The following is a 23,473-nucleotide window of genomic DNA, read 5'->3' on the forward strand; positions in this document are numbered from 1 at the left end:
GATGACACACCGCTATCGCGGGCAAGCCCGCTCCCACAGGTTGTGTGTTTAGCGGCCCACCTTTCACACGGAGTTGTCATGAATCACGCCAGAACCACCGTTCTGTTGTTGGCCTGCGCCTGCGCGATGACTTCGTTCGCCGCAGAACCGGCGCGCGGATTTATCGCCGACAGCAGCGCGCAATTGTTGCTGCGCAACTCCTACTTCAACCGCAGCAAGGAAGACGGCCGTCGCGATGCCCGCGACTGGACGCAAGGCGTGCTTGGCCAGTTCAGCTCCGGATTCACCGAGGGCACGCTGGGGGTGGGCGTGGATGCCTTCGCCTACCTGGGCTTGAAACTCGATGCCCCGGCGGACAAGTCCGGTACCGGCAACCTGCCGGTACACGATGACGGCGAGCCGGCCGACAGCTACGGCAAGGCCGGTGCGGCGCTGAAGCTGCGGTTGTCCGACAGCGTGCTCAAGTACGGTGAGCAGCGTCCGGAAACCCCGGTGTTTGGTGTCAGTCATTTTCGCATCGTGCCGCAGACCGCCACGGGCCTGTCGCTGATCAGCCGTGAAGTAGAGGCGCTGGAGGTCCAGGCCGGGCGCTTCACCTCCGGCACCAGCCCGGTGACCACCAATGGCGATGGCGACCTGTGGGCAGTGATGGCCGGGGTCACCACACCGACGGCGGACTACCTGGGCGGCACCTACCAACTGACGCCGGGGTTGAGCGCCACGTTGTACGGCTCGCGCTTCAAGGATATCTGGAACCAGTACTACGCCAACCTCGACGCGCGCATCGACCTCGACCCGCACAACCAACTCGGCCTGGGCCTGACGGCCTACCGCACCCTGGACGAGGGGCGGGCCAAGGCGGGCGAGATCAATAACACCAGCCTGGGCCTCTCGACGTTCTGGCGCAGCGGTGGTCATCGCTGGTTGCTGGGGCTGCAGAAGATCGACGGCGATACCCCCTTCGATTACCTCGGTGTCGGCGACAAGGACCGCCACGGCCGCAACGGCAACGACCAGGGCGCCTCGATCCTGTTGCCCAACGCGGCGCAATTCGCCGACTTCAACGGCCCGCAGGAGCGTTCCTGGCAACTGCGTTACGACCTTGCGCTGGCTACCTACGGCGTGCCCGGCCTGAGTTTCATGAGTCGCTATGTGCGCGGTTGGGGCATTGATGGCAGCCACATCGCCGCCAACAGTCCCTACGCCGGGCGTTATGGCGACGACGGCGAGCATCACGAAATCAACCTGGAACTGCGCTACGTGGTCCAGTCCGGTCCGGCCAAGGGCTTGAGTGTGCGGGCCCGGCAGGCCTGGCACCGGGCCGATCGCGACCAGGGCTCGGGCGACCTGGATGACTTTCGCCTGATCATCGATTACCCGATCGACATTTTGTAGACCCCCTGTACTGCCCACCCGGGCAACACCACTGGAGTGAATAATGAAAACAATGCGACTCCCCAGCACTTGCCGTGTGCCATTTTTGACCAGCGCGCTGAGCGCCTGCGTGATGCTGGGCCTGTGCGCCAGTGTCCAGGCGGACAGCTCGAAACCGGTCAATATCAGCGACCCATTCGTCAAACAGCAGACGGCCTTGTCGGTGGACAAGATCCCACCGATGCCGGCCCCGGGCAGTTATGGCATGGACAAGGCGACGGGCAAGTTCACCCACCCGGTGGCCACGCCGTTCAGCCATGAAGGTGAGCCGTTCGCTGGCGAGCTGGATTACTGGGACACCAAAAGCTACATCAAGAACATGACCGTCGAGGCCTACTACCCGATCACGGTCGAGCCGTTCCACACCTGGCAGAACATCGTCGACTTCGACGGCAAGCGCTACCTCTACCAGTACGTGCGCCGCAACCTGAAGATCTTCGATATCACCCACCCCAAAGACGTGAAGCTGGTGTTCACCAAGGGCTCGACCTGGGGCGCGGACGGTCCGAGCAAGGAGGAAAACCCCTATGCCCCAGACGACATGTTTGGCGCGGCGTCGGTGCAGTGGAACAAGAAACTGGGCAAGAACATCATGGTCCAGTCCTTCGAGGTTCGCCGTTTTGGCGTGTTGAGCGACAAGTACCGCGAGCCGGACAAAGTCGAGGCCATCCGCAAGTCCAAGCACCTCAAAGGCTTCAAGGTCTACGAGATGAATGGCCCGTTGCCGGACGACTGGAAACTGATCGCTACCCGCACCACCGACATCGAACACCCGGATGCGCCGATCGGCGAGCAGCAGGGCTCCGGTGTGCGTGATATTCCCGCCTACTTCGGGGGCGACGTGATGTACGTGGCCGCCGCACCGAGCGACAAGTACGCACTGACCGAATACCCCAACGACCTGTACAACGCCGGCTACCAGTCCTGGGACATGTCCGACCCGAGCAACCCCAAGCTCCTGGACATGCTGACCATTCCCGGCCAGATCGTCGGTGACCCGCAGCACGAAGCCGTGTTCAAGGCCAACCCGCGCGCCGGTAACCGTGCGTCCTGGATGGGCGCGCGCATGTCGTTGTTCATTCCGAAAACCGTCGAGCAGGGTGGTAAATACGGCTACGCCGCCATGGGCGGGATGGGGCTCTACGTGGTCGACATCACCCAGGCCGACAACATGAAAGTGGTCGGTCACCTGGAGTTCCCGGTGAGCGTGGCCGGTACCGAAGGCGACAACATCGACGTCTCGCAAGTGGAGAAGACCGGGATCATCTACTTCAGTGGTTACCCACTGTCGGAAGATTGCTTCGAGGCGAAGAAGGATATCTTCGCGGTGGACGTCAGCAACCCGCAGAAGCCGGCGATCCAGTACGTGCTGCCGCGTCCGACGCCACCGGCCGACGCCGCGTTCACCGACTACTGCCAGCGCAAGGGCAGCTTCGGGCCCAAGCGTTCCGGTTACTACACCCAGCCTGGTGTCGCGCGCGAGGGCATCCTGCCGTACGCGTTCTACAACGCCGGGGTCCAGGTGTTCGACGTGCGTGAGCCGGGCAAACCGACCATCGGTGCCTACTTCGTGCCGCCGTTCGATACCAAGAACGTGGCCAGTTACGCCATGGGCAACCTGACCCACGGCACCTACACCGAGTACGACCGCAACCTGATCTGGGTCTTCACCAACCACGGCTTCTACGCCCTGTCGACGCCGTTGCTCGGCAAGCCGAATTTCGAGGCCCCGAGCAAACCCTGGCCGGCCCGGGACTGAAAACCAGACAACTCACCATAAAAACAAATAAGCAAAGCCTGGCGGTGGTTCGACAACGAGCCACCGGCCAGCGCTTGTGCAGTGTCCGGAGTTTTTCATGCGCAAACTATTGCTCGCCCTTCCGTTGATGAGTGGCGCTTGCTATGCGGAGTTCAAGGTGTCCGGGGTGGTCGACCTGACGTACGAAGTGGCGCGCTCGGGAGGCGACACCGTGGATCGGCTGACGGGTGCGGGCTTGAGTTCCAACCGTATCCAGTTCAAGTATTTCCAGGAAGTGACGGACGACATCAAGCTCAACGCCGTCTATGAAGCCATGTACAACCCCCATTCCGATGACTCGACGGGTAAGCGCGAAGTCTATTACCAGGTGATCTCCGAGCGCTGGGGGACCCTCAGCGCCGGTCGCCAGGACACCCCCTCGGCCAACAGCTACGGCTATGCCGACCCCCTCTATGGCAACGACTACAGCCTGGTCAACAACGTCCAGGTGTTCTATGCACCGTGGCGTGAAGACGACTCGCTGATGTACATCAGCCCGCGCTACGAGGGTTATCAGTTTCGTGGCATGGCGACCCTGGGCGAGAACGATGGCAGTCGCGACGGCGTGGTCTACAGCACCAGCATCGACTACTGGGCCGACAGCCCCTGGTATTTTGCCGCCGCGGTGGATCGTAAGTACCAACGCAATCTGTGGGACAAGCACACCATGGAGCAGGCGACCGATGCCTACTTCACCGTGGTCTACAGCATGGGCACCACGGACCTGACGGCGGTCTATCACCGTTATGTCGGTTACTACGCCTACGCACCGTGGGTGGACTTCGAGTCCAACGGCAGCGACCTGCAACTGGGGATTCGCCACAACTTCTGGGACACTCAGAACATTGCCGCCAGCGTGGTCTACAAGGACGACCGCAAGAACCAAGCCTTGAGCGACGCCACGGGCATCAACCTGGCGTACATCTACAACTTCAACAAGCAGACCGACCTGTATGCGGTGTACGGCTACGTGCATCACAACCGCGACTCGGACGTGCGTTATCCGGTGAGCTGGAACCTGGAAAGCCCGTTGCGCAACGAGAACCCGGAGGGATTGCAGATGGGGGTGCGCTACAAGTTTTAAGCCAGGTTGAAAGCGGGCGCCGAAAGGCGCCTTTTTTTGTGCCTGGACAACCTGCGAGCGACCACGATCCCGGTGGGAGCGAGCCTGCTCGCGATGGGGCCGCACATTCAACATCGATGCTGCCTGACCCACCGCCATCGCGGGCAAGCTCGCTCCCACAGGTTTGGTGGGTATATGCAAAATCCATGGGCACCGAAGATCTCTGTGGGAGCGGGCTTGCCCGCGATGGGGCCGGAACATTCAACATCAATGCTGCCTGACACACCGCCATCGCGGGCAAGCCCGCTCCCACAGGTTTGGTGGGTGTCTGCAAAAGCTGTGGGCACCGAAGATCTCGGTGGGAGCGGGCTTGCCCGCGATGGGGCCGGGACATTCAATATTGATGGTGCCTGACACACTGTCATCGCGGGCAAGCCCGCTCCCACACTGGACCGGTGGGTGCCTGCAAAATCCATGGGCACCCAAGATCCCGGTGGAGGTAGGCAAAATCTGTGGGCAGCTGAAAAACACTGTGAGGGGGAATGTAAAAGCCCCGCGGCAATCGCTTGCGGCGGGGCTGGGTGCAGCGTTGGGTCAGAGCCCGAAGAACGCCTGGGCGTTGCTCCCCAGGATCTGCGCCTTGGTCGCCTGATCCAGCTCAGGATGCTCGATAACCCCGGCACCAATGCTCTGCTCCCCGAGGGGGAACGGGGCGTCGGAGCCGAGCATTACCCGGTCGCTGCCCATCACGTCCACCAGCAACTTCAGCGAGCGCGGATCGAATACGGCGGAGTCGACGAAGAAGCGTTTGACGTAGCTCGACGGCAGGTTCGGGCAGTCTTCGCGGACGATGTCGCGGTGTTGCCAGGCATTGTCCACACGCCCCAGCAGGAAGGCGAAGCCACCACCGCCGTGGGCAAAGCACAGGCGCAGTGAAGGCGGAATGCGTTCGAAGGCACCCGAGAGGATCAGCGACAGAATCCCCAGCTGGGTTTCCGCTGGCATCGCCACCAGCCACGGCAGCATCCACTTGCGCATGCGCTCGCCGCCCATCATGTCCCACGGGTGGACCAGCACCGGGATATCGTCCTCGGCGCAGTGGGTGAAAAACCTCACCAGGCCTTCGTGGTCCAGGTCCTGATTGCCGACGTGGTTGCCGATCTGCACACCGACATGGCCGGCCGCCTTGGCCCGGCTGGCTTCCCGGCAGGCGGCGTCGATGTCCTGCAGCGGCACCTGGGCCAGGACCTTGAGCCGGTCCGGGGCCACGGCGGTCATTTCCAGGGCGCGGTCGTTCATCAGTTGCGCCCAGGGCAGGGCTCGCTCGATCGGCGCATCGTAGGCGAACAACACCGGCGTGGCGCACATGATCTGCACGTCCAGGCCCTGTTCGTCGAGGTGCTCGATGCGCCGGTGCATGTCCCACAGCACGTCGTGCACCGGACGGAACGGCTGGTCGCCGACCATGATCTGCCCAGTGCGTCCGCTGGTGTGCAACCACGGCCCGCGGTCGGCGCTCAGGCGTGCAGCCTCGGCCTGGCTGATGGTGGGGAAAAAGTGCGAATGCATGTCGATTTTCATGGACGTTTCACCGCTTCGAGGGTGCGGTGCCAGGTTTGCCAATCGCGACCGGGGTGGATCTCACCGCAACCCTGGCAACGTCGTTCGGCGTCGCTGGTGGCATAGAACTGTTCATAGACCGGCGGCAGGTCGTTGACGATGCTTTGCAATTGCAACTCATAGCGTTTGACCAGGGTGCCGCAATGGGCGCAGGACCACTGCAGGGCATCGAACTGTCCTTCTGGACGGGACTTTTCGATCACCAGGCACAGGCTGCCGGGCTCCGGACGCTGGGGCGAATGGATCACGTGCGGGGCCATCAGGTACATGTCGCCTTCGCGCAAATCAATGCGCTCGTACTGGCCGCGGTCCCAGATGTTCAGGTAGGCATTGCCCTTGAACTGGTAGAAGAACTCCTCCACCGGGTCATCGTGGAAGTCGGTGCGCTGGTTGGGGCCGCCGACCACCGTGACCATGGTGTCGCTGTCTTTCCACAGTTGGCGATTGCCCACCGGTGGCTTGAGCAGGTGGGCGTATTCTTCGATCCAGCGATTGAAGTTCAGGGGTGGACTGAAGTGATGCTTGTCCATCTTGTTGTCCTTAAGCGTTGAGGGGGGCGTAGGCCACGGCTTTGATTTCGATGCGCAAGTGCGGGTGGGGCAGTTGGTGCACGGCCACAGTGGTACGGGTCGGGCCGGTTTCGTCGAAGTACTGCGCGTAGACCTGGTTGTAACCGTCGAAGTCGTTCATGTCGACGAGAAAACTGCTGAGTTCGACCAGGTCCGCGAGGCCCGCGCCTTCGCTGTTGAGGATGTCGCGGATGTTCTCGATCACGGCGCGGGTCTGTGCGCGAATATCCAGGCGGGTGGTGCCCAGGGCATCGACTTCCACGCCCTCGAAACTGTTGTCGGGACGCCGCGAGCTGGTGCCGGAGACGTAGAGGAAATCACCGGCGCGCTTGATGTGGGGAAAACGTCCGCGTGGCGTCGCCTTGCCGGCGACCACGGTCGATCGATTGAGGCTCATTGTCTTGCTCCTGGGTGGTTGGCAACGCTGAAGCCGCATTCCCCGAAACCGGCGATCTGCACGCTGACATGGGCGCCCGGGCTCAGGGCTTCGGCAGCGGTGGCGGCACCGGCCATGATCAGGCTGCCGGCCGGCAGGGCGATCTCGGCCTTGGCCAGCAACTGCGAGGCCTGCACCAGGCTGCGCAGCGGGTGGCCGAGGATCGCGGCCGTGGAGCCGGCCTGGACCACCCGGCCATTGATGCGCATCAGCACCCCGGCGTTGTCCAGGCCGGCGAAGTCGCGGGACCAGGCGCCGACCACCAACCCGGCGGAGGAGCAGTTGTCGGCGACCACGTCTTCGAGGCTGAACTTGAAGGCCTGGTAGCGCGAGTCGATGATCTCGATCGCCGGTGCCACGGCTTCCAGGTAGTCGACCGCTTCCAGTGCGGTCAAGGGGCGGTCGATGGTGCGCCGGGTGAGAAAGCACACCTCGGGTTCGGCTCGTGGATGGATGTAGCGCTGCAGGTCGACGATGCCGCCGTCTTCTTCGAGCATGGCGTCGGTGAGCCAGCCCCAGATCAGGCTGTCGACGCCCATCTGGATCATCTTCGCCCGGCTGGTGAAGCCCAGTTTGAGGCCGATCTGGCGCTCGCCGCCAGCGTAGCGATGGTGCATCGATGCCCGCTGGATCTGGTAGGCCTCATCGAGGCTGAACGGCGTGTGGGTACTGAACTGCGCCACGGCTTCGGCTTTGCGTGCTGCCTGGTCCAGGGCCTTGGCGATGTAGGCGATGTCGGTGGTCATGGGTGTTGCTCCAAGGGCGAACATGCCCGGTTCTCCTGTGGGAGCGAGCTTGCTCGCGATGGCGATGTGTCAGGCAACGGTGATGTCGACTGGCACTCAGTCATCGCGAGCAAGCTCGCTCCCACATTGGGGTGTGTGGGGTCAGTGGGGTTAGCGTTTGAGCAGGTCCAGGGCGACGTCGACGATCATGTCTTCCTGGCCGCCGACCATGCGTCGCTTGCCCAGCTCGACGAGGATGTCCACCGCCTTGATGCCGTACTTCTGCGCGGCGATTTCCGCGTGGCGCAAGAAGCTGGAGTACACGCCGGCATACCCCAAGGCCAGGGATTCGCGGTCGACCCGCACCGGACGGTCTTGCAGCGGGCGGACGATGTCATCGGCGGCGTCCATCAAGGTGTAGAGGTCGGTGCCGTGGTTCCAGCCCAGGCGGTCGGCGGCGGCGATGAACACTTCCAGCGGCGCGTTACCGGCACCGGCGCCCATGCCCGCGAGGCTGGCGTCGATGCGGTCGCAGCCTTCCTCGACCGCGACAATCGAGTTGGCCACCCCCAGCGCCAGGTTGTGGTGGGCGTGCATGCCGGTCTGGGTCTCGGGCTTGAGCACCGCCTTGAAGGCGCGCAAACGCTCGCGCACATCCTGCATGCTCATCGCACCCCCGGAGTCGGCCATGTACACGCACGTGGCGCCGTAGCTTTCCATCAGTTTGGCTTGGGCGGCAAGCTGCTCGGCGGGGATCATGTGGCTCATCATCAAGAACCCCACGGTGTCCATGCCCAACGCGCGGGCGTACTCGATGTGCTGTCGGGAGACATCCGCCTCGGTGCAATGGGTGGCGATGCGCACCACCCGTGCCCCGGCGTTGTAGGCCGCTTTCAAGTCGTGGACCGTGCCGATCCCGGGCAACAGCAAGGTAGTGATCTTGGCGTGGCTGATCACATCCGCCGCCGCTTCGATCCACTCAAGGTCGGTGTGGGCGGCGAAACCATAGTTGAAGCTCGACCCTTGCAGGCCATCGCCGTGGGCCACTTCGATGGCGTCGACGCGGGCCTTGTCCAGGGCGCGGGCGATGTCCTGCACGTTCTGGATCGAGTACTGGTGACGAATCGCATGGCTGCCGTCGCGCAGGGTCACATCGCAGGTGTAGAGCTTTTTACCGGGGTTGAAGGTCATCGCAAGGCTCCTCAGGCGTTGAGCATCGACTGCGCCATGCGCTCGGCGGTGGCCAAGGCAGCGGAGGTCATGATGTCGAGATTGCCGGCGTAGGCGGGCAAGTAATGGGCGGCGCCTTCGACCTCGAGGAACACCGAGGTCTTGAGCCCCGAGAAGGTGCCCAGGCCGGGAATGTGCAGCGGCGCCTGCTCGGGAATCACGTCGAACTGTATTGTTTGCTTGAGGCGATAGCCCGGCACATAGGCCTGCACCGCGGTCGCCATTTCTTCGATGGAGGCTTGGACCTGGGCTTGATCGGCGGCGTCCGACAGCACGAACACGGTGTCGCGCATGATCAAGGGTGGCTCCGCCGGGTTCATCACGATGATCGCCTTGCCCTTGCCGGCGCCGCCGAGGACTTCGATGGCCTTGGAGGTGGTCTCGGTGAACTCGTCGATGTTGGCCCGGGTGCCGGGTCCGGCGGACTTGCTGGCGATGGAGGCGACGATCTCGGCGTAATGCACCTTGGCGATGCGCGACACGGCGGCCACCATCGGGATCGTCGCTTGGCCGCCGCAGGTGACCATGTTGACGTTGAGCTGGTGCAGATTCTGCTCCAGATTGACCACCGGCACGCAGTACGGGCCAATCGCCGCAGGCGTCAGGTCGATCAGGCGGATGCCGGGCTTGATGGCCCGCAGGAACGTGTCGTTGGCGACATGGGCGCTGGCCGAGGTGGCATCGAACACGAAGTCGATGTCCTGGAATACCTCCATTCGCGCCAGCCCTTCAACCCCTTCGTGGGTGGTCGCCACGCCCATGCGTGCGGCACGGGCCAGGCCGTCGGAGGCCGGGTCGATGCCGACCATCACCGCCATTTCCAGGTGTTGGGCGTTGCGCAGGACCTTGATCATCAGGTCGGTGCCGATGTTGCCGGAGCCGATGATGGCGACCTTCAGCTTGTCAGTCATGGCCAGCGCTCCGTTCAAAGGCCGCGGTGACGCTGCCCAGGCCCTGGATATGGGCAGTAAACACATTGCCCGGTTGGGCCGCGACCATCGGCCCGAGGGCGCCTGTCAGGAGGATGTCGCCGGCGCGCAACGGCGCACCGAACCGGACCATGGTGTCGGCCAGCCACAGCGCCGCGTTCAACGGGTTGCCCAGGCACGCCGCACCGGCGCCCACCGATACCGGCTCGCCGCCCAGGGTCATGCTCATGCCGCAGCGCACCAGGTCCAGTTGCGCCAGTTGTACCGGGCGACTGCCGAGCACGAACAGGCCCGAGGAGGCGTTGTCGGCGATGGTGTCGACCAGCCGGATGTCCCACTGGGCGATTCGGCTGCCCACCACTTCGATGGCCGGCAGGGCGAAGGCGGTGGCGCGGATCAGGTCGGCCATGGTGTGGCGCTCGTGGCACAGGTCGTGTTCCAGCACCAGGGCGATTTCCGCCTCGACTTTGGGCTGCTGGGTGTCACTCCAGGCAATCGGCTGATCGTCACCGCGGGCCATGCTGGCGAACAGTTGACCGAAGTCCGGCTGATCGACCCCCAGTTGCTGCTGGACCGCGTAGGAGGTCAGGCCGATCTTGCGCCCGACCGGACGTTGCCCGGCAGTAATGGCGGCTTGGGTGTTGTGGTGTTGCACGGCGTAGGCGAGGGCGACCGGGTCTGCCGTGGGATCCGCGGCGAGGGCGCTGGCGATCAGTTCGCGAACCGGCGGGCAGGGTTGCCCGTCGCGTTCGGCCTGGCGCAGCCGGTTGGCCGCTTCGATGAGAGCTGCATGCATGGACGAGACTCCGGGGCTCAAGGGTTGACGCAGATGGTGGTGATTTGCGAGTAGAAATCCAGGGAGTGGCGTCCCCCTTCACGGCCCAGTCCGGACAGGCGAGTGCCGCCAAACGGGGTGCGCAGGTCGCGCAGGAACCAGGTGTTGACCCAGACCATGCCGACCTCGAAACGCCGTGAAAGCCGGTGCGCGCGCTTCAGGTCACGGGTCCAGAGGGCGGTGGCCAGGCCATAGGCCGAGTCGTTGACCCGTTGCACCACTTCTTCATCGCGGTCGAACGGGGCGATATGGCATACCGGGCCGAACACTTCTTCTCGCACGCAACGGGCGTCGTCAGAGAGGTCAGTCCAGATGGTCGGTTGCACGTAGGCGCCGTTGTCGCGCTCGTCGCCGAAGTGCGGCACGCCGCCGCCCGTGACCAGGGTCGCGCCTTCGCTGCGGGCCAGTTCGAAGTAGCCCAGGACCTTGTCGCGGTGCTTGTGGGAAATCAACGAGCCCATGTTCACCCCGTCTTCATCCGGGTAGCCGATCTTCAGCGCCTCGGCCCCGGCTTTCATGGCGGCAACGAAGCGTTCGTAGATCGGCCGCTCCACATACACCCGCTCCGAGCACAGGCAGACCTGGCCTGAGTTGGTGAAGCTGGAGCGCAGGACGCCGGCCACTGCCGCGTCAAAATCGCAGTCGGCAAACACCACCGCGGCGTTCTTGCCACCCAGTTCGAACGACACGTCCCGGATGCCTTCGGCGGCGACTTTCATGATGGTTTCGCCGGTGCGCGACTCACCGGTAAAGGTGATGGCGTCGACGTCCGGGTGGCGGGTCAGGAACTCACCGGCCGAGCCCGGGCCGAAGCCGTGTACCAGGTTGAACACGCCCGCCGGCAACCCGACTTCGTGCATCACCTCGGCCAGCAAGGTGGCAGTGGAAGGGGAGTCCTCGGAGGGCTTGATCACCACCGAGTTGCCACAGGCCAGGGCCGGGGCGACCTTCCAGGTCATCAGCAACATCGGCAGGTTCCACGGCGAGATGATTGCCACCACGCCATGGGGCTTGCGTACCGAGTAGCTGAAAACGTCGTTGCCATCGGCGGCGCGCATCTCGAAGCACTCGCTGCCGGCCTGGTTGATCAGTTCGGCGAAGGTGCGGAAGTTGTGAATACCCCGGGCGATGTCCAGGGTCCGCGCCTGCTGCACCGGACGCCCGGTGTCGGCCACTTCGGCGGCGACAAAGTCTTCGAAGCGACGTTCGATGGCATCGGCGATACGCTGCAACACGGCGGCACGCTGGCTCGCGCTGTAGTCGCCCCAGGGCCCGTGCTGCGCAGCCTTGGCCGCCGCGACGGCACGCGCGACCAGGGCCTCGTCGGCTTCGCAGACCTGGCTGAGGGTCCGGCCATCGATGGGCGACACATTGGGGAAGGTCTGCTCGCTGGCGACGAATTCGCCCGAGATGTAATTACGCAGCAACTGCAGGGGTGCAGACACATCAACCTCCGGAAAACGTGGGTAGTCGGAGGGAGTGTAGGGAGGGTGGCTATTAGTGAATAATAAAAAGGTCGTGCCTTGATATGTCGATCTGGAATACCAGGTGAGCTGCCGAAGGTTGCGATCTTTCCGAATTTCCCTATGGGAGTTGATCCGACTCGCTACGCGCTTGGTTCAGGCATTCGCGGAACAGCCGTGCTGCCGGCCCCAGGGCGCGGGTGTTGGAGAAGAAGCAGCCGATATCGCCAAACTGCAACGGCGCGCCGAGGTCGAAGGCCTTGAGCAGGCCGGCGCTGACAAACTGCTGCGACGCCTCGTAGGGCATCAGTGCCACGGTCTGCTGGTCCTGCATCAGGGTGATGTTGGTGAGGATCGACAGCGACTCGACCACGTTGCCCGGGGTGCTCAGGTTGGCGTCGGCGAACAGCTTGTCGGCGGTGCGGCGCAGCAGGGAATCGCGGGTCGGCAGCACCCACGGGTAGGCGTGCAGATCGGCGAGGCTGACCGGTGCCTGACCCTGCAGGGGATGGTTGGCGCCGGCCACCACACTCAATTGCTCGGCATACAGCACCTCGACGTCGAGCATCGGCGACTCGTTGCGCCAGCGCCAGTCATCAGGTACCCGGCCCACCACCAGGTCCACTTCGCCCACGGCCAGCGCCGGGAACAACTGGTCCATCTGCCCGACCCGCAACGACACCAGCACCCCCGGTGCCTGTTGCTTGAGCAACTGCATGGCCCGGGGCAACAACGAGGTGGACGCGGAAATCAGCGTCCCGACCATCACGTGCCCCGAGGTGCCCTCCTGGAAGGCATTGACCTCGTCGGTCAGCGAGCGCAGTTCGGCCAGCAACGACTTGGCCCGGCGCACCACCAACTCACCCAGTTCGGTGGCGCTGACCCCGCGATTGCCACGAATCAGCAGCGGCGCGTCGAAGTACGATTCCAGCTCATGAATGATCTTGGTCACCGCCGGCTGAGTCAGATTCAGCGCCTGCGCAGCCCGGACCAGCGAGCCGCTTTGCAGCACCTGGTCGAACACCACCAACTGGTAGAACTTGAGCTTGCGCGCAACGGAAATGGTGGTGAACTTCATGCAGAGCCTCGGGAATCGCGTGGGTTCGACGGGGCGCTATAGGTATCACACTTCCGGTGTTTTCAGCAGCGGAGGAGGCTTTACGGGAGATGGTCGGCGGCGAAGTCCGCTTCCGATCGGGCCAGCAGGCGACCCTTGCGGCAGGCCTGTTGGAAGCGCTCGAAGTCGCGCTCGTTCTGGTCCGAGTAGGCCTGGGCGTACTGGTACAGGGCGTCGGCCAGGGTATCGCTCTTGCCGATGTAGCCACTGATCAACGCTGCCTGCCCCGAGGCCTTGGCATGGGCGCGGGCCAGCGCCCGGCCGCAGGTGCGCGCGTAGGCGGCGAAGGTTTCGTCATCGAAGGTTTCCAGCTCCGCCGAGACCTTCATGTCCCGTAGCTGGCGCACGTAAAAATGCCGGCCATGGGGGCCAGTGGTCCAACCCAGGAACAGGTCGCTGGCCGACTGCATCAAGCGTTGTCCCTCCACTACGCGCTGGCCGTTGTGGCGGGCGCGGGATCTGCTTTTGACGTAGTCGGCGAGCACTGAACGCCGGGCTTCCTTGATCTGCAGGAACAGCGGACGCTCCTGATTATCGGTCATCAGCGCGACCATGCAGCGGGTGCCGACGCTGCCCACGCCAACGACCTTGAAGGCCAGGTCCTGCACCTGGAAACGCGCCAGCAACTCCCGGCGGTCACCGGCCAGGGTGCTGCGATAATCGCGCATCAGGGTGTCATACAGCGGCCGCCAATCGGCCAGGCGCAACCAGGCGTCGTCGGCGTCGAGCAACGTGGTGGTGTTGTGCAAGTGGAAGATTTCCGGCAGGTCATCGCGAATCAGCAACCGGCCCTGGTTATCCCGCTCACAGATTTTCGGCAGCAACTCGGCATGGGTACGGCGCTCGGCTTTTTCCATGGCTCGCTGCACGTGCTCCAGGGTGTTGTCCGAGCGCGCCTGTCGCAGCAGATCGTCGTAGGTAATCGAGTCGTACCAGATTTCCAGGGCGCTCTGCTCGGCACACACCGCCATGCTCTGCTGGTAGGCGCCAATCAACTGACGGCAGACATTCTCCTCCACCGTCGCCCCATGGCGCAGGTCCCGCGCAGCAATCAGAAAACTCGCCACCAAGCGCTTGAGATCCCACTCCCAAGGGCCCGGATGGACCTCGTCGAAGTCATTGACGCTGAACAACAGATTGCGCTCCGGGGTGGCAAAACCGCCGAAGTTCATCAAGTGACAATCGCCACAGATCGTTGAGCGCAAACCCATGTCCGGCGTGCGGGACAGGTCGTGGGCCTGCAGCAAGGCGTTGCCCCGGTAGAAAGTGAACGGCGACACCAGCATGCGCCCGTAACGCAAAGCCACCAACGACTGCACCCGGCCCTCACTGGAAGCCCTGATCAACGGAATCGGATCGCGCTCGCTCTGCTGGTGCTGCGCCTGGGAACTGCGCGGGCAGTGCTTGCGCGCATCCTTGCCTTGTTTGAGACGGTCTTTGACGGTGGTCATGGAGTCCCTTGCGAAATGGGTTGTGCCGGCGAGCGCTGGTTCAAACGCTAGCAGGAATCCAGGGCTTGGCCAGCCGCCAGGGTTGCTGCGCGGCGGCAAATCTTTTTGTCCTGTGCCGTCGATTTGCACAGCGGCCGTTCGACTACTTGTCAGGTCACCCAATCCAAAGGAGCAACCGCCATGCGATTCATGATCATCATCAAAGCCAGCCAGGATTCCGAAGCCGGCAAAATGCCCAGCGAAGCGCTGTTGACCGAGATGGGCAATTACAACGAAGAACTGCTCAAGGCCGGGATCCTCCTTGCCGGCGAAGGCCTGCACCCCAGCAGCAAAGGGGCACGGGTGCGTTTCAGGGGGGACACGCACACGGTCATCGATGGGCCGTTTGCCGAGACCAAGGAGTTGATTGCCGGGTATTGGCTGTGGCAGGTGAAGTCGAAAGAGGAGGCGGTTGAATGGGTTAAGCGCTGCCCGAATCCGATGCCGGGGACTGAGGCTGAGATAGAGATTCGGCAGGTGTTTGAGATGGAGGATTTTGGGGCGGAGTTGACGCAGGAGTTGCGGGAGCAGGAGGCGCGGGTGTTTGGGGATGGGCGGGAGGGGGGGAGGAAGTGTTGAGGTATTCACGCGGTAAATGCCGCGCTTAGGGGCTTGGCCGCAAGTTTGAGAAAAGTACTGATGCATCAGCCAAATGGCCACGATCGAGCATCAGCCCCCAAAGATAATGGCTGTTCGCCCTGTTACGTGTTGAAACCCTGGTGCACTTTGGCGACGATAGGAGTTTTCCTACAACCTACGGCGACAAAGGGCGTGACTCGTGGCGATAAAAGCGGTTTCGAAGGAACGAATAGGCAAAGCTTTGCTGGAATTTGACCGTGAATACCGAAGTAAGAGCGAGTGGCAGGGCTGGGAAAATAATCTGGCCCACCGTTATGCCGTTAACGTCGGCGGTGAGCTGTATCCTGCGAAGAAAATAGTCTCCCTGGCTACCGGCATTGCTGTAGGAGAGTTCTCCGGTGGTCGTCCGACCAACAGCTTCCTAGAGAAGCGAGGCTTCACGATTGTGGAGCTACCGCGAGGGGAGGGTGAGCCAGAGTTACAGTTCACGCCGGAAGCTGTATACGACCGCAAAACTGAGATCAACGGACTGTTCGGCGGAAGCCAGCAGAGCGGCATTGCGGCGTCCGCTACCCACCCCGCGATTTTTTTGTTTACAGGTGAAAGCGGCGAGCAATATGGGTATGCCGACCACTGGGAAGGGGGCGCTTACTTTTACACGGGGGAGGGGCAACGCGGGCCGATGACCTTGACCCGCGGCAATCGGGCCATTGCTGAGCATGCTGTGGACGGCCGCGCGCTGTACTTGTTCAAGTCTCTCGGTAAAGGGAATGGCTACGCCTACATGGGCGAGTTTTCATGCGCCGACATGTTTACGAGAACCCAGCCGGATGTGGACGGACAGGATCGTGCTGCGCTTGTTTTTCGGTTGGTGCCTTCGGGTATTTCTAGTGGGACCATGCAGGCCGAAGTGGAGGATGAGGCTGACCTTCCCGACTCTCTGGCCGCCGCTCGATTGGCTGCGCTGGCTGCATGTAAGCCCGGTAGTGATGAAGTAGGCCAGTCCGCGCCACGTAAGATTTACCAACGAAGCCGAAAGGTCGCCCACTATGTTCTGATGCGCGCCCAAGGGGAGTGCGAAAGCTGTGAGAAGCCGGCGCCATTCATAAAAAAGGACGGCACGCCCTACTTAGAGCCACATCATGTAAACCGGCTCTCGGATGGCGGGTTAGATCACCCACGTTTTGTGGGGGCTGTGTGCCCGAGTTGTCATCGTGAGATCCACTCTGGGGTGCACGGGGCATTGGTGAATGAGCGGCTGAAGCAACGGTTGGAAGTAATTGAAGGCTGATTGATTCGTAGTGCCAAGCTAATTTGGCGACTGACGCCGCCCTAGGCATAACCCCCCGTGCTTACGGAATTCCAGGCACAAAAAAAGACGTCCATGGACGTCTTTTTTGTTGAGTTGGTGGGCCGGGGTAATCTGAATCGGTCTCTTATGCTTTTGATTATTTTCATAAATATTCGTAACGAATGTTAACTGGAATACCAATTGGACTACCTCCCGAGATAGCAATGCCATGGCCCGTAGCTTGCAGTCGAACTGGCCAAAGCGTTTGACCCGCAACCACAATCTGCCACACCCGATAGCCTATCTTGATCGCAATTCAAAAGGACGATATCAATTACCATCCTGAGTGGTAAGCACGCTACCTATATGCCTGAATTGCTCTCGAACCCAAGTTTGAACTGGATCCGACTGCTGATATGCGTGCCACTGCATCATTTCGACAAGGGGAGGGATAGGGACTGGACATTCGAAGATACGAAGCGGCCAGCGTTGGGCTGCCCAACGTGCTAATCGGGTAGGCAATGTGCCAACCCGGTCTGTACCAACAACACACTGAGGTATTTGTGTGAAGGTTGAAACCCAGGTCTCGATGCGTCGGTTCAGGTTATGTTCTCTCAGGAACTGCTCGTCTAAAGCCTTCACACGTCCCAATCCCCATTGGGCCACCACATGGCCCAAGCCTAGATATTCCTCCAATCTAATAGAGTCACCAAATTTCTTATTTTCATCCCAGATGACGCAAGAAAAAGTGTCAGTGAAGAGTCTCTCCGAGGGATGCTCATCGCTGATCACAGTGTCGGATGTGATCAGAAAATCAACCTCTCCGCTTTCGATTTCCTCTAAAAAACGACCCGAAAATGGACGGATATCGAACGCGATACCTGGTGCACGCTTGTATATATGCGCGAGAACCAGCGGGATGAATATCGACGCAACGTAGTCGGAGCAGGTGACTGAAAGACGGCGATCAACGGTGGCAAGGTCAATGTTGGAGGGCGACGCAGATGTTATAGCCTGCATCCGTAAAAGCAGATCTCGTACAGGGACTTGTAACGATTGAGCAAACGGTGTCAAAACCATCGTTTTCCCAACCTGCGTCAGAATCTCGTCATTGAAATATTCACGAAGACGCGCTAATGCGTTGCTCATTGCAGGGCGGCTTAAAAATAGTCGATCAGCTGCACGCGTAATGCTTTTCTCAGCCAACAACGCGTCAAGGCAGACGATATTGTTCAAATCGAATTTATTCAGGCGCATTTGACGGAGCAGACCTCAGGACAGTTTATTCCCTGAATTTACTTCAACCTGGACGTAACGCAAGAGATCTTCAAAGCGCGCCTGTCAAAAACATGACGGTATAGGCGATCTGCAGGCAGGGCAGCCAGGGCCAATTCAGCTTGCCTGTAGCGTGCTTTATTGGCCCTGAGCTCCTATAAAGGAAACGAAAACTGAACCCAAAGCCGGTCGCCCTCAGGTCGATTGCGTACATCGAATTCATGTTGCCATTTGACAGCGATCCCTGAATTGGCAGTGAAATTGTATCGAACCTGTGGGCCAATCGCGAAGGCCTTACCACGGTAGCCGTCATCAATCTCTACTGATCCTGATTTGTCATCAGTGATCTGCTGCAAGGCGTAGCCCTGCACGCCAAGCTGTAGGTTCGGTAAAACTGAGTAACCTACAATCCATTCTGCAAAAGCGATGTTACCTGAATGGTAATTTGTATCATGGTTTGGAGAGTTGATTTCGTACCCTACAGTGGCAGAAAGCTCTGTTTTCGGTGTCGGAAACCAAGTCGCATTTAAACTCGGTGCAAATCCATATGTATTTGCTCCAACATTAGCGATGCGCTCATCGGAATATCTGCCAGTTGGAAGAGTAAAATCCAGCGCTAAGAACGAGTAAAAACTTGCATCTATATTTCGGTAACCAAGGTATAAACCGGAAAGGACTATGTCGCCCACGCCACTGGTTGAATCTCTACCAAATGGAAGCTCGACCTTATTGTAGATCAGCGGAACCACTAATCCGGATGCCAACTGAAATGGCCCCGCATCAACATCCCACGTATGCACCACTCGCATGGCGTCAACGACTACGTCTGCACTGAATTTTGGGAGTGCTTCGTTGCCATTCTTATCCGCCAATTTATCAGCGGAGTAGTAGAGGCTATAGTTATAGAACTGTGTCTTCCCAGGCTCCGGCATAATCCCGTTTAGAACCGTGTTAATTCCTATCGGGTATCGCTGCTGGCCATTTTCGGTTGCGGATGCGAAATTTTGACTAAGCATCATGAGCGTACAAGCTACAGGAAAGCAAAACGGTAAAATTGGCTTAACCATAGGAATCACCTTTATTTTTATTTTTGATGTTTGTGTGAGGTTGTATTTGTGTTTACAAGCAATTAAGCGAGCTCAGGGCCGTCTAACACCTGAGGACGGGTGCGTGTCAAGATTGCCGCAGATGGGGCACTTAATTAAATGCTCCATCTAGTGCCGCAGCATTCCACACCTATACAGTGCATTAGGTCATATCAGCGCCAATGAATCATTGGTAAGCCTGCTACGGGTGATTGAAAACTAGGTATGGTCGTGCCCTTCAGACTGCCGACGTAAACGGTTTTTAGATCGGGGCCTCCGAATGTGATACTTGCCATCCAAGGAGAAACGATTCCGCCGCACGCAGCCAAAGTTTCAAAGGAGACAGCTTTTCCCGAGTGAAACTCGCGCTCAAATTTATCGAGCGCAGGCCCTTTACCGTCATCGAAGATAGTCGTTAGTTCACCTTCCGGAGTAATTGCAATTATTCTGTCGGAGAAGCACATTGCTCCCCATAGATTCCCGTGTGAGTCGAAAGCAATACCGTCAATGACACCTTGTCCCAGATTACTCGGGCCAAATACCTCCCGACCCGAAAGCTCTCCGTCAGCTCCAACTTTCAACCGGGAGACGTGATTTGCGGTAGTCTCGGCGACGTAGAGATACTCTTCATTCGCATCAAGGCGAATTTCGTTGGTAAAGGCAAAACCTTCAGCAACGATCCGCAATCCACGGTCATCTATTAACGCAATGTATCCATCTGCGAGATCATTGCGAATCGCGTCGCTCCAAGGGTTAGTACGAGTGGAGATCGTCAGCCAAATCCGATCTTTGGAGTCTCTAAGCACGTAGTTGACTTTTCCAATTGGGCGTCCGTCAATACTGTCATGCAGCAATCGCGAACGCCCATCTCGAGTCATGACCTCCAATGCGTCAGTCCCAAAATTGGCGATTAGAAAATCCCCGTTCCTAGCGAAAGCGAGCCCGTTGGGCAACGTTCCAGTAAGAAGACTAGAACGAGCGTCAGCGGCTAGGTCGAAGTGAGCACTTTGGTGCTGAACGATCAAATGCTGGGCGCCGTCGGGCCCGATGCGCATTACACCTCCCCGAGCGTCCGCACTCCACAGTGTGCCGTCACGCTCGGCGAGAATGCATTCGGGGCGACATAGATCGTGTCCAACGTAACTGATGTCCGATCTGTCGAGTATCCAACCCTGCAGTGGATTCTTGAGCGCGCTCACGTCCTAACTCCGCTCACACCCAGCTCCGCGAAGGTTTCAGCAATCCAGTCGGCAATAAAGTCGCGGACATTCGTCATGTTGTCTGCGCTTACATGTTCAATTCCCCCTTCATCACGGGTGAAAAATTTAAGCTCACGCTTGGGGCTGTTAACCGCTCCATCATATTGCTGATGAGCATATTCGCGGGGAATCTGACGATCAGCATCACCATGAGTGATCAGGAAGGGCACCGTAATCTTATCGATGACTGGGGCCAAGGTAATGCCCTCAGCAAAGGAGATGAATTCGCTGACGTCATTTGTACCCCATACCCACTGGACATGATCCCAGTAATGTGGAACAGGAATGTCACCCTCACGAGCAAGGCGACGTTTCTGCAATTCACCCCAATTGAAGTTCGCGCCCCAAGCGACACATAGCTTGAATCGTTTCTCCATTGCCACCGCACGCGGTGCGTAGTAACCGCCCAGCGACCAGGCGCACATGCCTATGTTGTCGCTGTCCACGTCGTCGCGCTGTTCCAGATAGTCGATCACCGCACCGGCCCAAACTTCGGACTCAATCAGGGCAGTCAAGCTGTTCAAGCGCAAGGCCTCTCCGGTACCCGGTTGATCCACAGAAATGCTTGAAATGCCGCGATCAGCGAGTGCGCTTTGAATACCACTGCCATAGATCATCTCTTTGAAACTATCCAGGCCGTTGGCTAGAACAATACAGGGTGCCTTCGCATTGCCACCCTTTGCCGCCACAAACAGCCCGGCAAGCGTGGTACCGTTGTAGGGAATATCTACCCGCCGGCAGTTGGCCTCGGACAGCTCAGTGTGCTGTACAAAGCATGCCAGCCCCTTTTTGTAGACAGGCTTTCGTGGCTCGAAAGTCGGGTGTGTCACTCGCTCGGCAGTCATGTAATAAACTGCAGCACGCTCCAATTTCGCACCGGCGCTAAGTTTTCGCCCAGCAGCCAGGTCAGCCTCTGCTAGTGAGTACAGGCGATCACCGAGGCTACTCCAGGCGTGGAAGAAAGCCTCGGCGCCACTATCGTCCGAACGTTGGGACGGCTCAACCAATGGACGACAAACGTCGTCTATTTCACCGTAATTTCCACCTGTCGCTAACGCAAGGTTAACGGACAGGTTCCATACATAATTAGTTGGGAAATATTCGATCATTTTCTGTTCCTCACAAATTGACTGCGGCGCGGCCTTTCAGGTTGAGAATCGTCCGTGCTTCGTCGGGTGTTGCCACCTCAAGAGACAGTTCATCAAGGATGCGGCGTACTTTGCGCACCTGGTCTGCATTGCTGACTGCAAGTTCGCCTTTGGCCAAATACACGCTGTCTTCGAGACCTACGCGAACATTACCGCCCATGACTGCTGACACGGCAGCAAGAGGCATCTGATGCCGTCCTGCCCCAAGGACTGAAAATTGATAATTCGCACGTCCGAATAACCTGTCAGCTGTAGTGCGCATCATCGAAAGATTTTCCGGGTCAGGGCCCATGCCCCCGAGTACGCCATAAATTGACTGGATGAAGAGCGGAGGTTTAATGAGACCTTCCTCAACGAAAAACGCGAGACTGTATAGGTGGCCAATGTCGTAGCATTCGAATTCAAACCGGGTGCCGCATTCCTCACCCAACTTCAACATAATGTTTTTTATATCTTTGAACGTATTCCGGAAGATCGTATCTTCGAAAGCCTCTAGATAGGGTTTCTCCCACTCGAAACGATAGTCCGTGATCTTTCGCGCAAGTGGATGAAGCGAGAAGTTCATTGACCCCATGTTCAGGGAACATAATTCCGGCTTGATCTGCAAAGCATAGGCAAGTCGCTCTTCAAGCGACATGTGCACACTTCCACCTGTAGTTATGTTTATCACTGCATCAGTTGCCTGCGCTATGCGAGGCACAAACTGGTCAAAGACTTCAGGGGCTGAGGTGGGCCGGCCATCTCGAGGGTCACGAGCGTGCAGATGCAAGATTGCTGCGCCCGCTTCAGCAGCTTCAATCGCTTGGGCAGCAATGTCGTCAGGAGTTAGAGGTAGATAGCGAGACATACTCGGCACGTGAGCCGAACCGGTGATCGCACACGTAATAATGACCTTGCTCATTGTCGTTATCCAATATTAGTGTTAACTAATTGCGCAGTTAGATGGGTTGCATCAACGTGGTATAGGTACTGTTCATTAACGCACCGGCATCACCGTGAGGCCTTCCTTCCCACTGAGCCATTTCCCATTCACCCAACCGTACACTTACGTCGTAAACGAGCTTTGCTCTGGGCATCCGGCGCTGTTCGAACGAAGTTAATGCCGATCCTAGGCTGCCAGTGTTAGCGGCTAACATCTCAGCGAGTAGGACTGAATCCTCGATGGCCATCCCTGCACCCTCCGCAAGGTGCGGGGTACTCGAGTGAGCAGAATCACCAATTAGGACGACTCGACCCTTGTGCCAAGGTTCTGGGAGCATGACCACTTCCATTGGCCGATAGACCACATCCTTCGCGTCCACAATCTGTTCGCTCAACTGCTTCACAATTCCGCCGTATTCAGAGAGCCTCTCCTTAAGAAGGGTATGCAACTGATCTGTTGGATGCCTTGGATTACCTGGTTCTGGCGTGGCAACGAATAGGTACATGAGCGTTTCTGAAAGTGGCACAAGACCGGCTTTGCTCTTAGCCCCAAAGAAAATCATTCCCCAGTCCAGATCACGAGGACGCTCAAAGTTATGGCGCCACACGCCTTGGCCTGTGAAGTGCGGCTTTACAACATCGCCGAACAGCTGATGGCGCAGCTGCGAAAAGGCACCGTCCGCACCGACGATGAGGTCGTATCGCCCTTCAGTACCGTCACTGAATACGGCATCGATACCATCAGCATCTTCTTTCCAGGAGGAGAGCGTGACACCCAAACGAACCGAGGTTCCTTGCCCCAGGGTGGTCTCAGTCAAAATGTTATGCAGTGCCGGTCGACGGATTCCGTTGATTGGGGGGTAATCGGAACCGAGCACGTTATGCCCACAACCTTCACCTAGTTGATTGCCTTGGGCGTCGCAGAAACGCCATCCCTTAAAGCCACGGCCATCTCGCACGCAAGCATCGCCCAATCCGATATCGCATAGAGCACGCAGAACATTCGAAGGTTGAATTATTCCGACACCGTAAACAGACCAACTTGGATCGCGCTCGATTACATCGGCTTCAATCCCTTTTCGATGAAGTGCGATAGCGGCGGTTAGACCTCCGATGCCACCTCCAATAATCAAGACCTTGCGAATTGCCACTTTAGCCACCTGCAATATTTTGGAATTATTGTTTGCTGAAACTAATATTATTTAC

At 59.4% G+C, this 23,473-nt stretch carries 21 protein-coding genes; 5 read left to right on the forward strand and 16 right to left on the reverse strand.

The genetic code is table 11. The annotated features are described in order from the left end of the window. Positions 1–78: 78 nt before the first annotated feature. From ACIOVD_RS20495 to ACIOVD_RS20505, 3 genes are all read left to right on the forward strand, one after another. Positions 79–1,395: an OprD family porin gene (locus ACIOVD_RS20495; protein ID WP_401129942.1), complete on the forward strand. Its 1,317-nt coding sequence runs from the start codon at positions 79–81 to the stop codon at positions 1,393–1,395. A 76-nt stretch (positions 1,396–1,471) separates the two neighbouring features. After that, on the forward strand, positions 1,472–3,193 hold the full coding sequence (locus ACIOVD_RS20500; protein ID WP_401129944.1) for a hypothetical protein: 1,722 nt from the start codon (positions 1,472–1,474) through the stop codon (positions 3,191–3,193). 97 nt (positions 3,194–3,290) lie between these two features. Further along, a complete protein-coding gene (locus ACIOVD_RS20505; protein WP_095169514.1) occupies positions 3,291–4,316 on the forward strand; it encodes a porin in 1,026 nt (341 codons plus the stop codon). A 573-nt stretch (positions 4,317–4,889) separates the two neighbouring features. On the opposite strand, the gene ACIOVD_RS20510 is transcribed toward ACIOVD_RS20505, so the two are convergent. The 10 genes from ACIOVD_RS20510 to ACIOVD_RS20555 all read right to left on the reverse strand — a co-directional run bounded on the left by ACIOVD_RS20510 (position 4,890) and on the right by ACIOVD_RS20555 (position 14,670). Next, entirely contained in the window at positions 4,890–5,864 is a 975-nt protein-coding gene (locus tag ACIOVD_RS20510) for an amidohydrolase family protein (RefSeq protein ID WP_401129946.1), read from the reverse strand. A gap of 8 nt (positions 5,865–5,872) precedes the next feature. Further along, positions 5,873–6,445 carry a 3-hydroxyanthranilate 3,4-dioxygenase gene (locus tag ACIOVD_RS20515; RefSeq protein ID WP_095169512.1) on the reverse strand — a complete coding sequence of 191 codons (573 nt, stop codon included), beginning with the start codon at positions 6,443–6,445 and terminating at the stop codon, positions 5,873–5,875. Between the two features lie 10 nt (positions 6,446–6,455). Then, positions 6,456–6,881 (reverse strand): RidA family protein, encoded by a 426-nt coding sequence (locus tag ACIOVD_RS20520; RefSeq protein WP_095169511.1) that lies wholly within the window; start codon positions 6,879–6,881, stop codon positions 6,456–6,458. Then, positions 6,878–7,666 carry a 2-keto-4-pentenoate hydratase gene (locus tag ACIOVD_RS20525; RefSeq protein WP_401129986.1) on the reverse strand — a complete coding sequence of 263 codons (789 nt, stop codon included), beginning with the start codon at positions 7,664–7,666 and terminating at the stop codon, positions 6,878–6,880. Before ACIOVD_RS20525 ends, ACIOVD_RS20520 begins: the two co-directional genes overlap by 4 nt. Before the next feature lie 150 nt (positions 7,667–7,816). Then, a complete protein-coding gene (dmpG, locus tag ACIOVD_RS20530) occupies positions 7,817–8,836 on the reverse strand; it encodes a 4-hydroxy-2-oxovalerate aldolase (RefSeq protein WP_095169509.1) in 1,020 nt (339 codons plus the stop codon). Between the two features lie 11 nt (positions 8,837–8,847). After that, positions 8,848–9,786, reverse strand: a complete 939-nt coding sequence (locus ACIOVD_RS20535; RefSeq protein ID WP_401129949.1) for an acetaldehyde dehydrogenase (acetylating) — start codon at positions 9,784–9,786, stop codon at positions 8,848–8,850. After that, a complete protein-coding gene (locus ACIOVD_RS20540; protein WP_095169507.1) occupies positions 9,779–10,600 on the reverse strand; it encodes a fumarylacetoacetate hydrolase family protein in 822 nt (273 codons plus the stop codon). Before ACIOVD_RS20540 ends, ACIOVD_RS20535 begins: the two co-directional genes overlap by 8 nt. Positions 10,601–10,617: 17 nt before the next feature. Further along, on the reverse strand, positions 10,618–12,072 hold the full coding sequence (locus tag ACIOVD_RS20545; RefSeq protein ID WP_218274103.1) for a 2-hydroxymuconic semialdehyde dehydrogenase: 1,455 nt from the start codon (positions 12,070–12,072) through the stop codon (positions 10,618–10,620). A gap of 151 nt (positions 12,073–12,223) precedes the next feature. Next, on the reverse strand, positions 12,224–13,180 hold the full coding sequence (locus ACIOVD_RS20550; RefSeq protein ID WP_095169505.1) for a LysR substrate-binding domain-containing protein: 957 nt from the start codon (positions 13,178–13,180) through the stop codon (positions 12,224–12,226). An 80-nt stretch (positions 13,181–13,260) separates the two neighbouring features. Continuing rightward, a complete protein-coding gene (locus tag ACIOVD_RS20555) occupies positions 13,261–14,670 on the reverse strand; it encodes a DUF2252 domain-containing protein (protein WP_095169504.1) in 1,410 nt (469 codons plus the stop codon). A 180-nt stretch (positions 14,671–14,850) separates the two neighbouring features. On the opposite strand from ACIOVD_RS20555, the gene ACIOVD_RS20560 reads away from it, so the two are divergent. Together ACIOVD_RS20560 and ACIOVD_RS20565 are read left to right on the forward strand one after the other, a co-directional pair. Beyond that, positions 14,851–15,288 carry a YciI family protein gene (locus tag ACIOVD_RS20560; RefSeq protein ID WP_401129952.1) on the forward strand — a complete coding sequence of 146 codons (438 nt, stop codon included), beginning with the start codon at positions 14,851–14,853 and terminating at the stop codon, positions 15,286–15,288. 199 nt (positions 15,289–15,487) lie between these two features. Next, entirely contained in the window at positions 15,488–16,579 is a 1,092-nt protein-coding gene (locus ACIOVD_RS20565) for an HNH endonuclease (protein ID WP_401129954.1), read from the forward strand. A gap of 330 nt (positions 16,580–16,909) precedes the next feature. Here the strand turns inward: ACIOVD_RS20565 and ACIOVD_RS20570 are convergent, their stop codons facing one another. The 6 genes from ACIOVD_RS20570 to ACIOVD_RS20595 form a co-directional block, all read right to left on the reverse strand. Then, positions 16,910–17,836 carry a LysR family transcriptional regulator gene (locus ACIOVD_RS20570; RefSeq protein WP_401129956.1) on the reverse strand — a complete coding sequence of 309 codons (927 nt, stop codon included), beginning with the start codon at positions 17,834–17,836 and terminating at the stop codon, positions 16,910–16,912. A gap of 173 nt (positions 17,837–18,009) precedes the next feature. Then, a complete protein-coding gene (locus ACIOVD_RS20575) occupies positions 18,010–18,921 on the reverse strand; it encodes a transporter (RefSeq protein ID WP_330215597.1) in 912 nt (303 codons plus the stop codon). Positions 18,922–19,112: 191 nt separating this feature from the next. After that, positions 19,113–20,138: an SMP-30/gluconolactonase/LRE family protein gene (locus ACIOVD_RS20580; protein ID WP_330215596.1), complete on the reverse strand. Its 1,026-nt coding sequence runs from the start codon at positions 20,136–20,138 to the stop codon at positions 19,113–19,115. After that, a complete protein-coding gene (locus ACIOVD_RS20585; RefSeq protein WP_330215595.1) occupies positions 20,135–21,307 on the reverse strand; it encodes a prolyl oligopeptidase family serine peptidase in 1,173 nt (390 codons plus the stop codon). The genes ACIOVD_RS20580 and ACIOVD_RS20585 overlap by 4 nt, the downstream gene beginning before the upstream one ends. A 10-nt stretch (positions 21,308–21,317) precedes the next feature. Then, positions 21,318–22,247: a 3-keto-5-aminohexanoate cleavage protein gene (locus ACIOVD_RS20590; RefSeq protein ID WP_330215594.1), complete on the reverse strand. Its 930-nt coding sequence runs from the start codon at positions 22,245–22,247 to the stop codon at positions 21,318–21,320. 37 nt (positions 22,248–22,284) lie between these two features. Beyond that, positions 22,285–23,418 carry an FAD-dependent oxidoreductase gene (locus tag ACIOVD_RS20595; RefSeq protein ID WP_330215593.1) on the reverse strand — a complete coding sequence of 378 codons (1,134 nt, stop codon included), beginning with the start codon at positions 23,416–23,418 and terminating at the stop codon, positions 22,285–22,287. Positions 23,419–23,473: the final 55 nt, after the last annotated feature.

The organism is Pseudomonas sp. NPDC087626, from assembly GCF_044743405.1.
In the GTDB taxonomy this organism is placed as follows: Bacteria; Pseudomonadota; Gammaproteobacteria; order Pseudomonadales; family Pseudomonadaceae; genus Aquipseudomonas.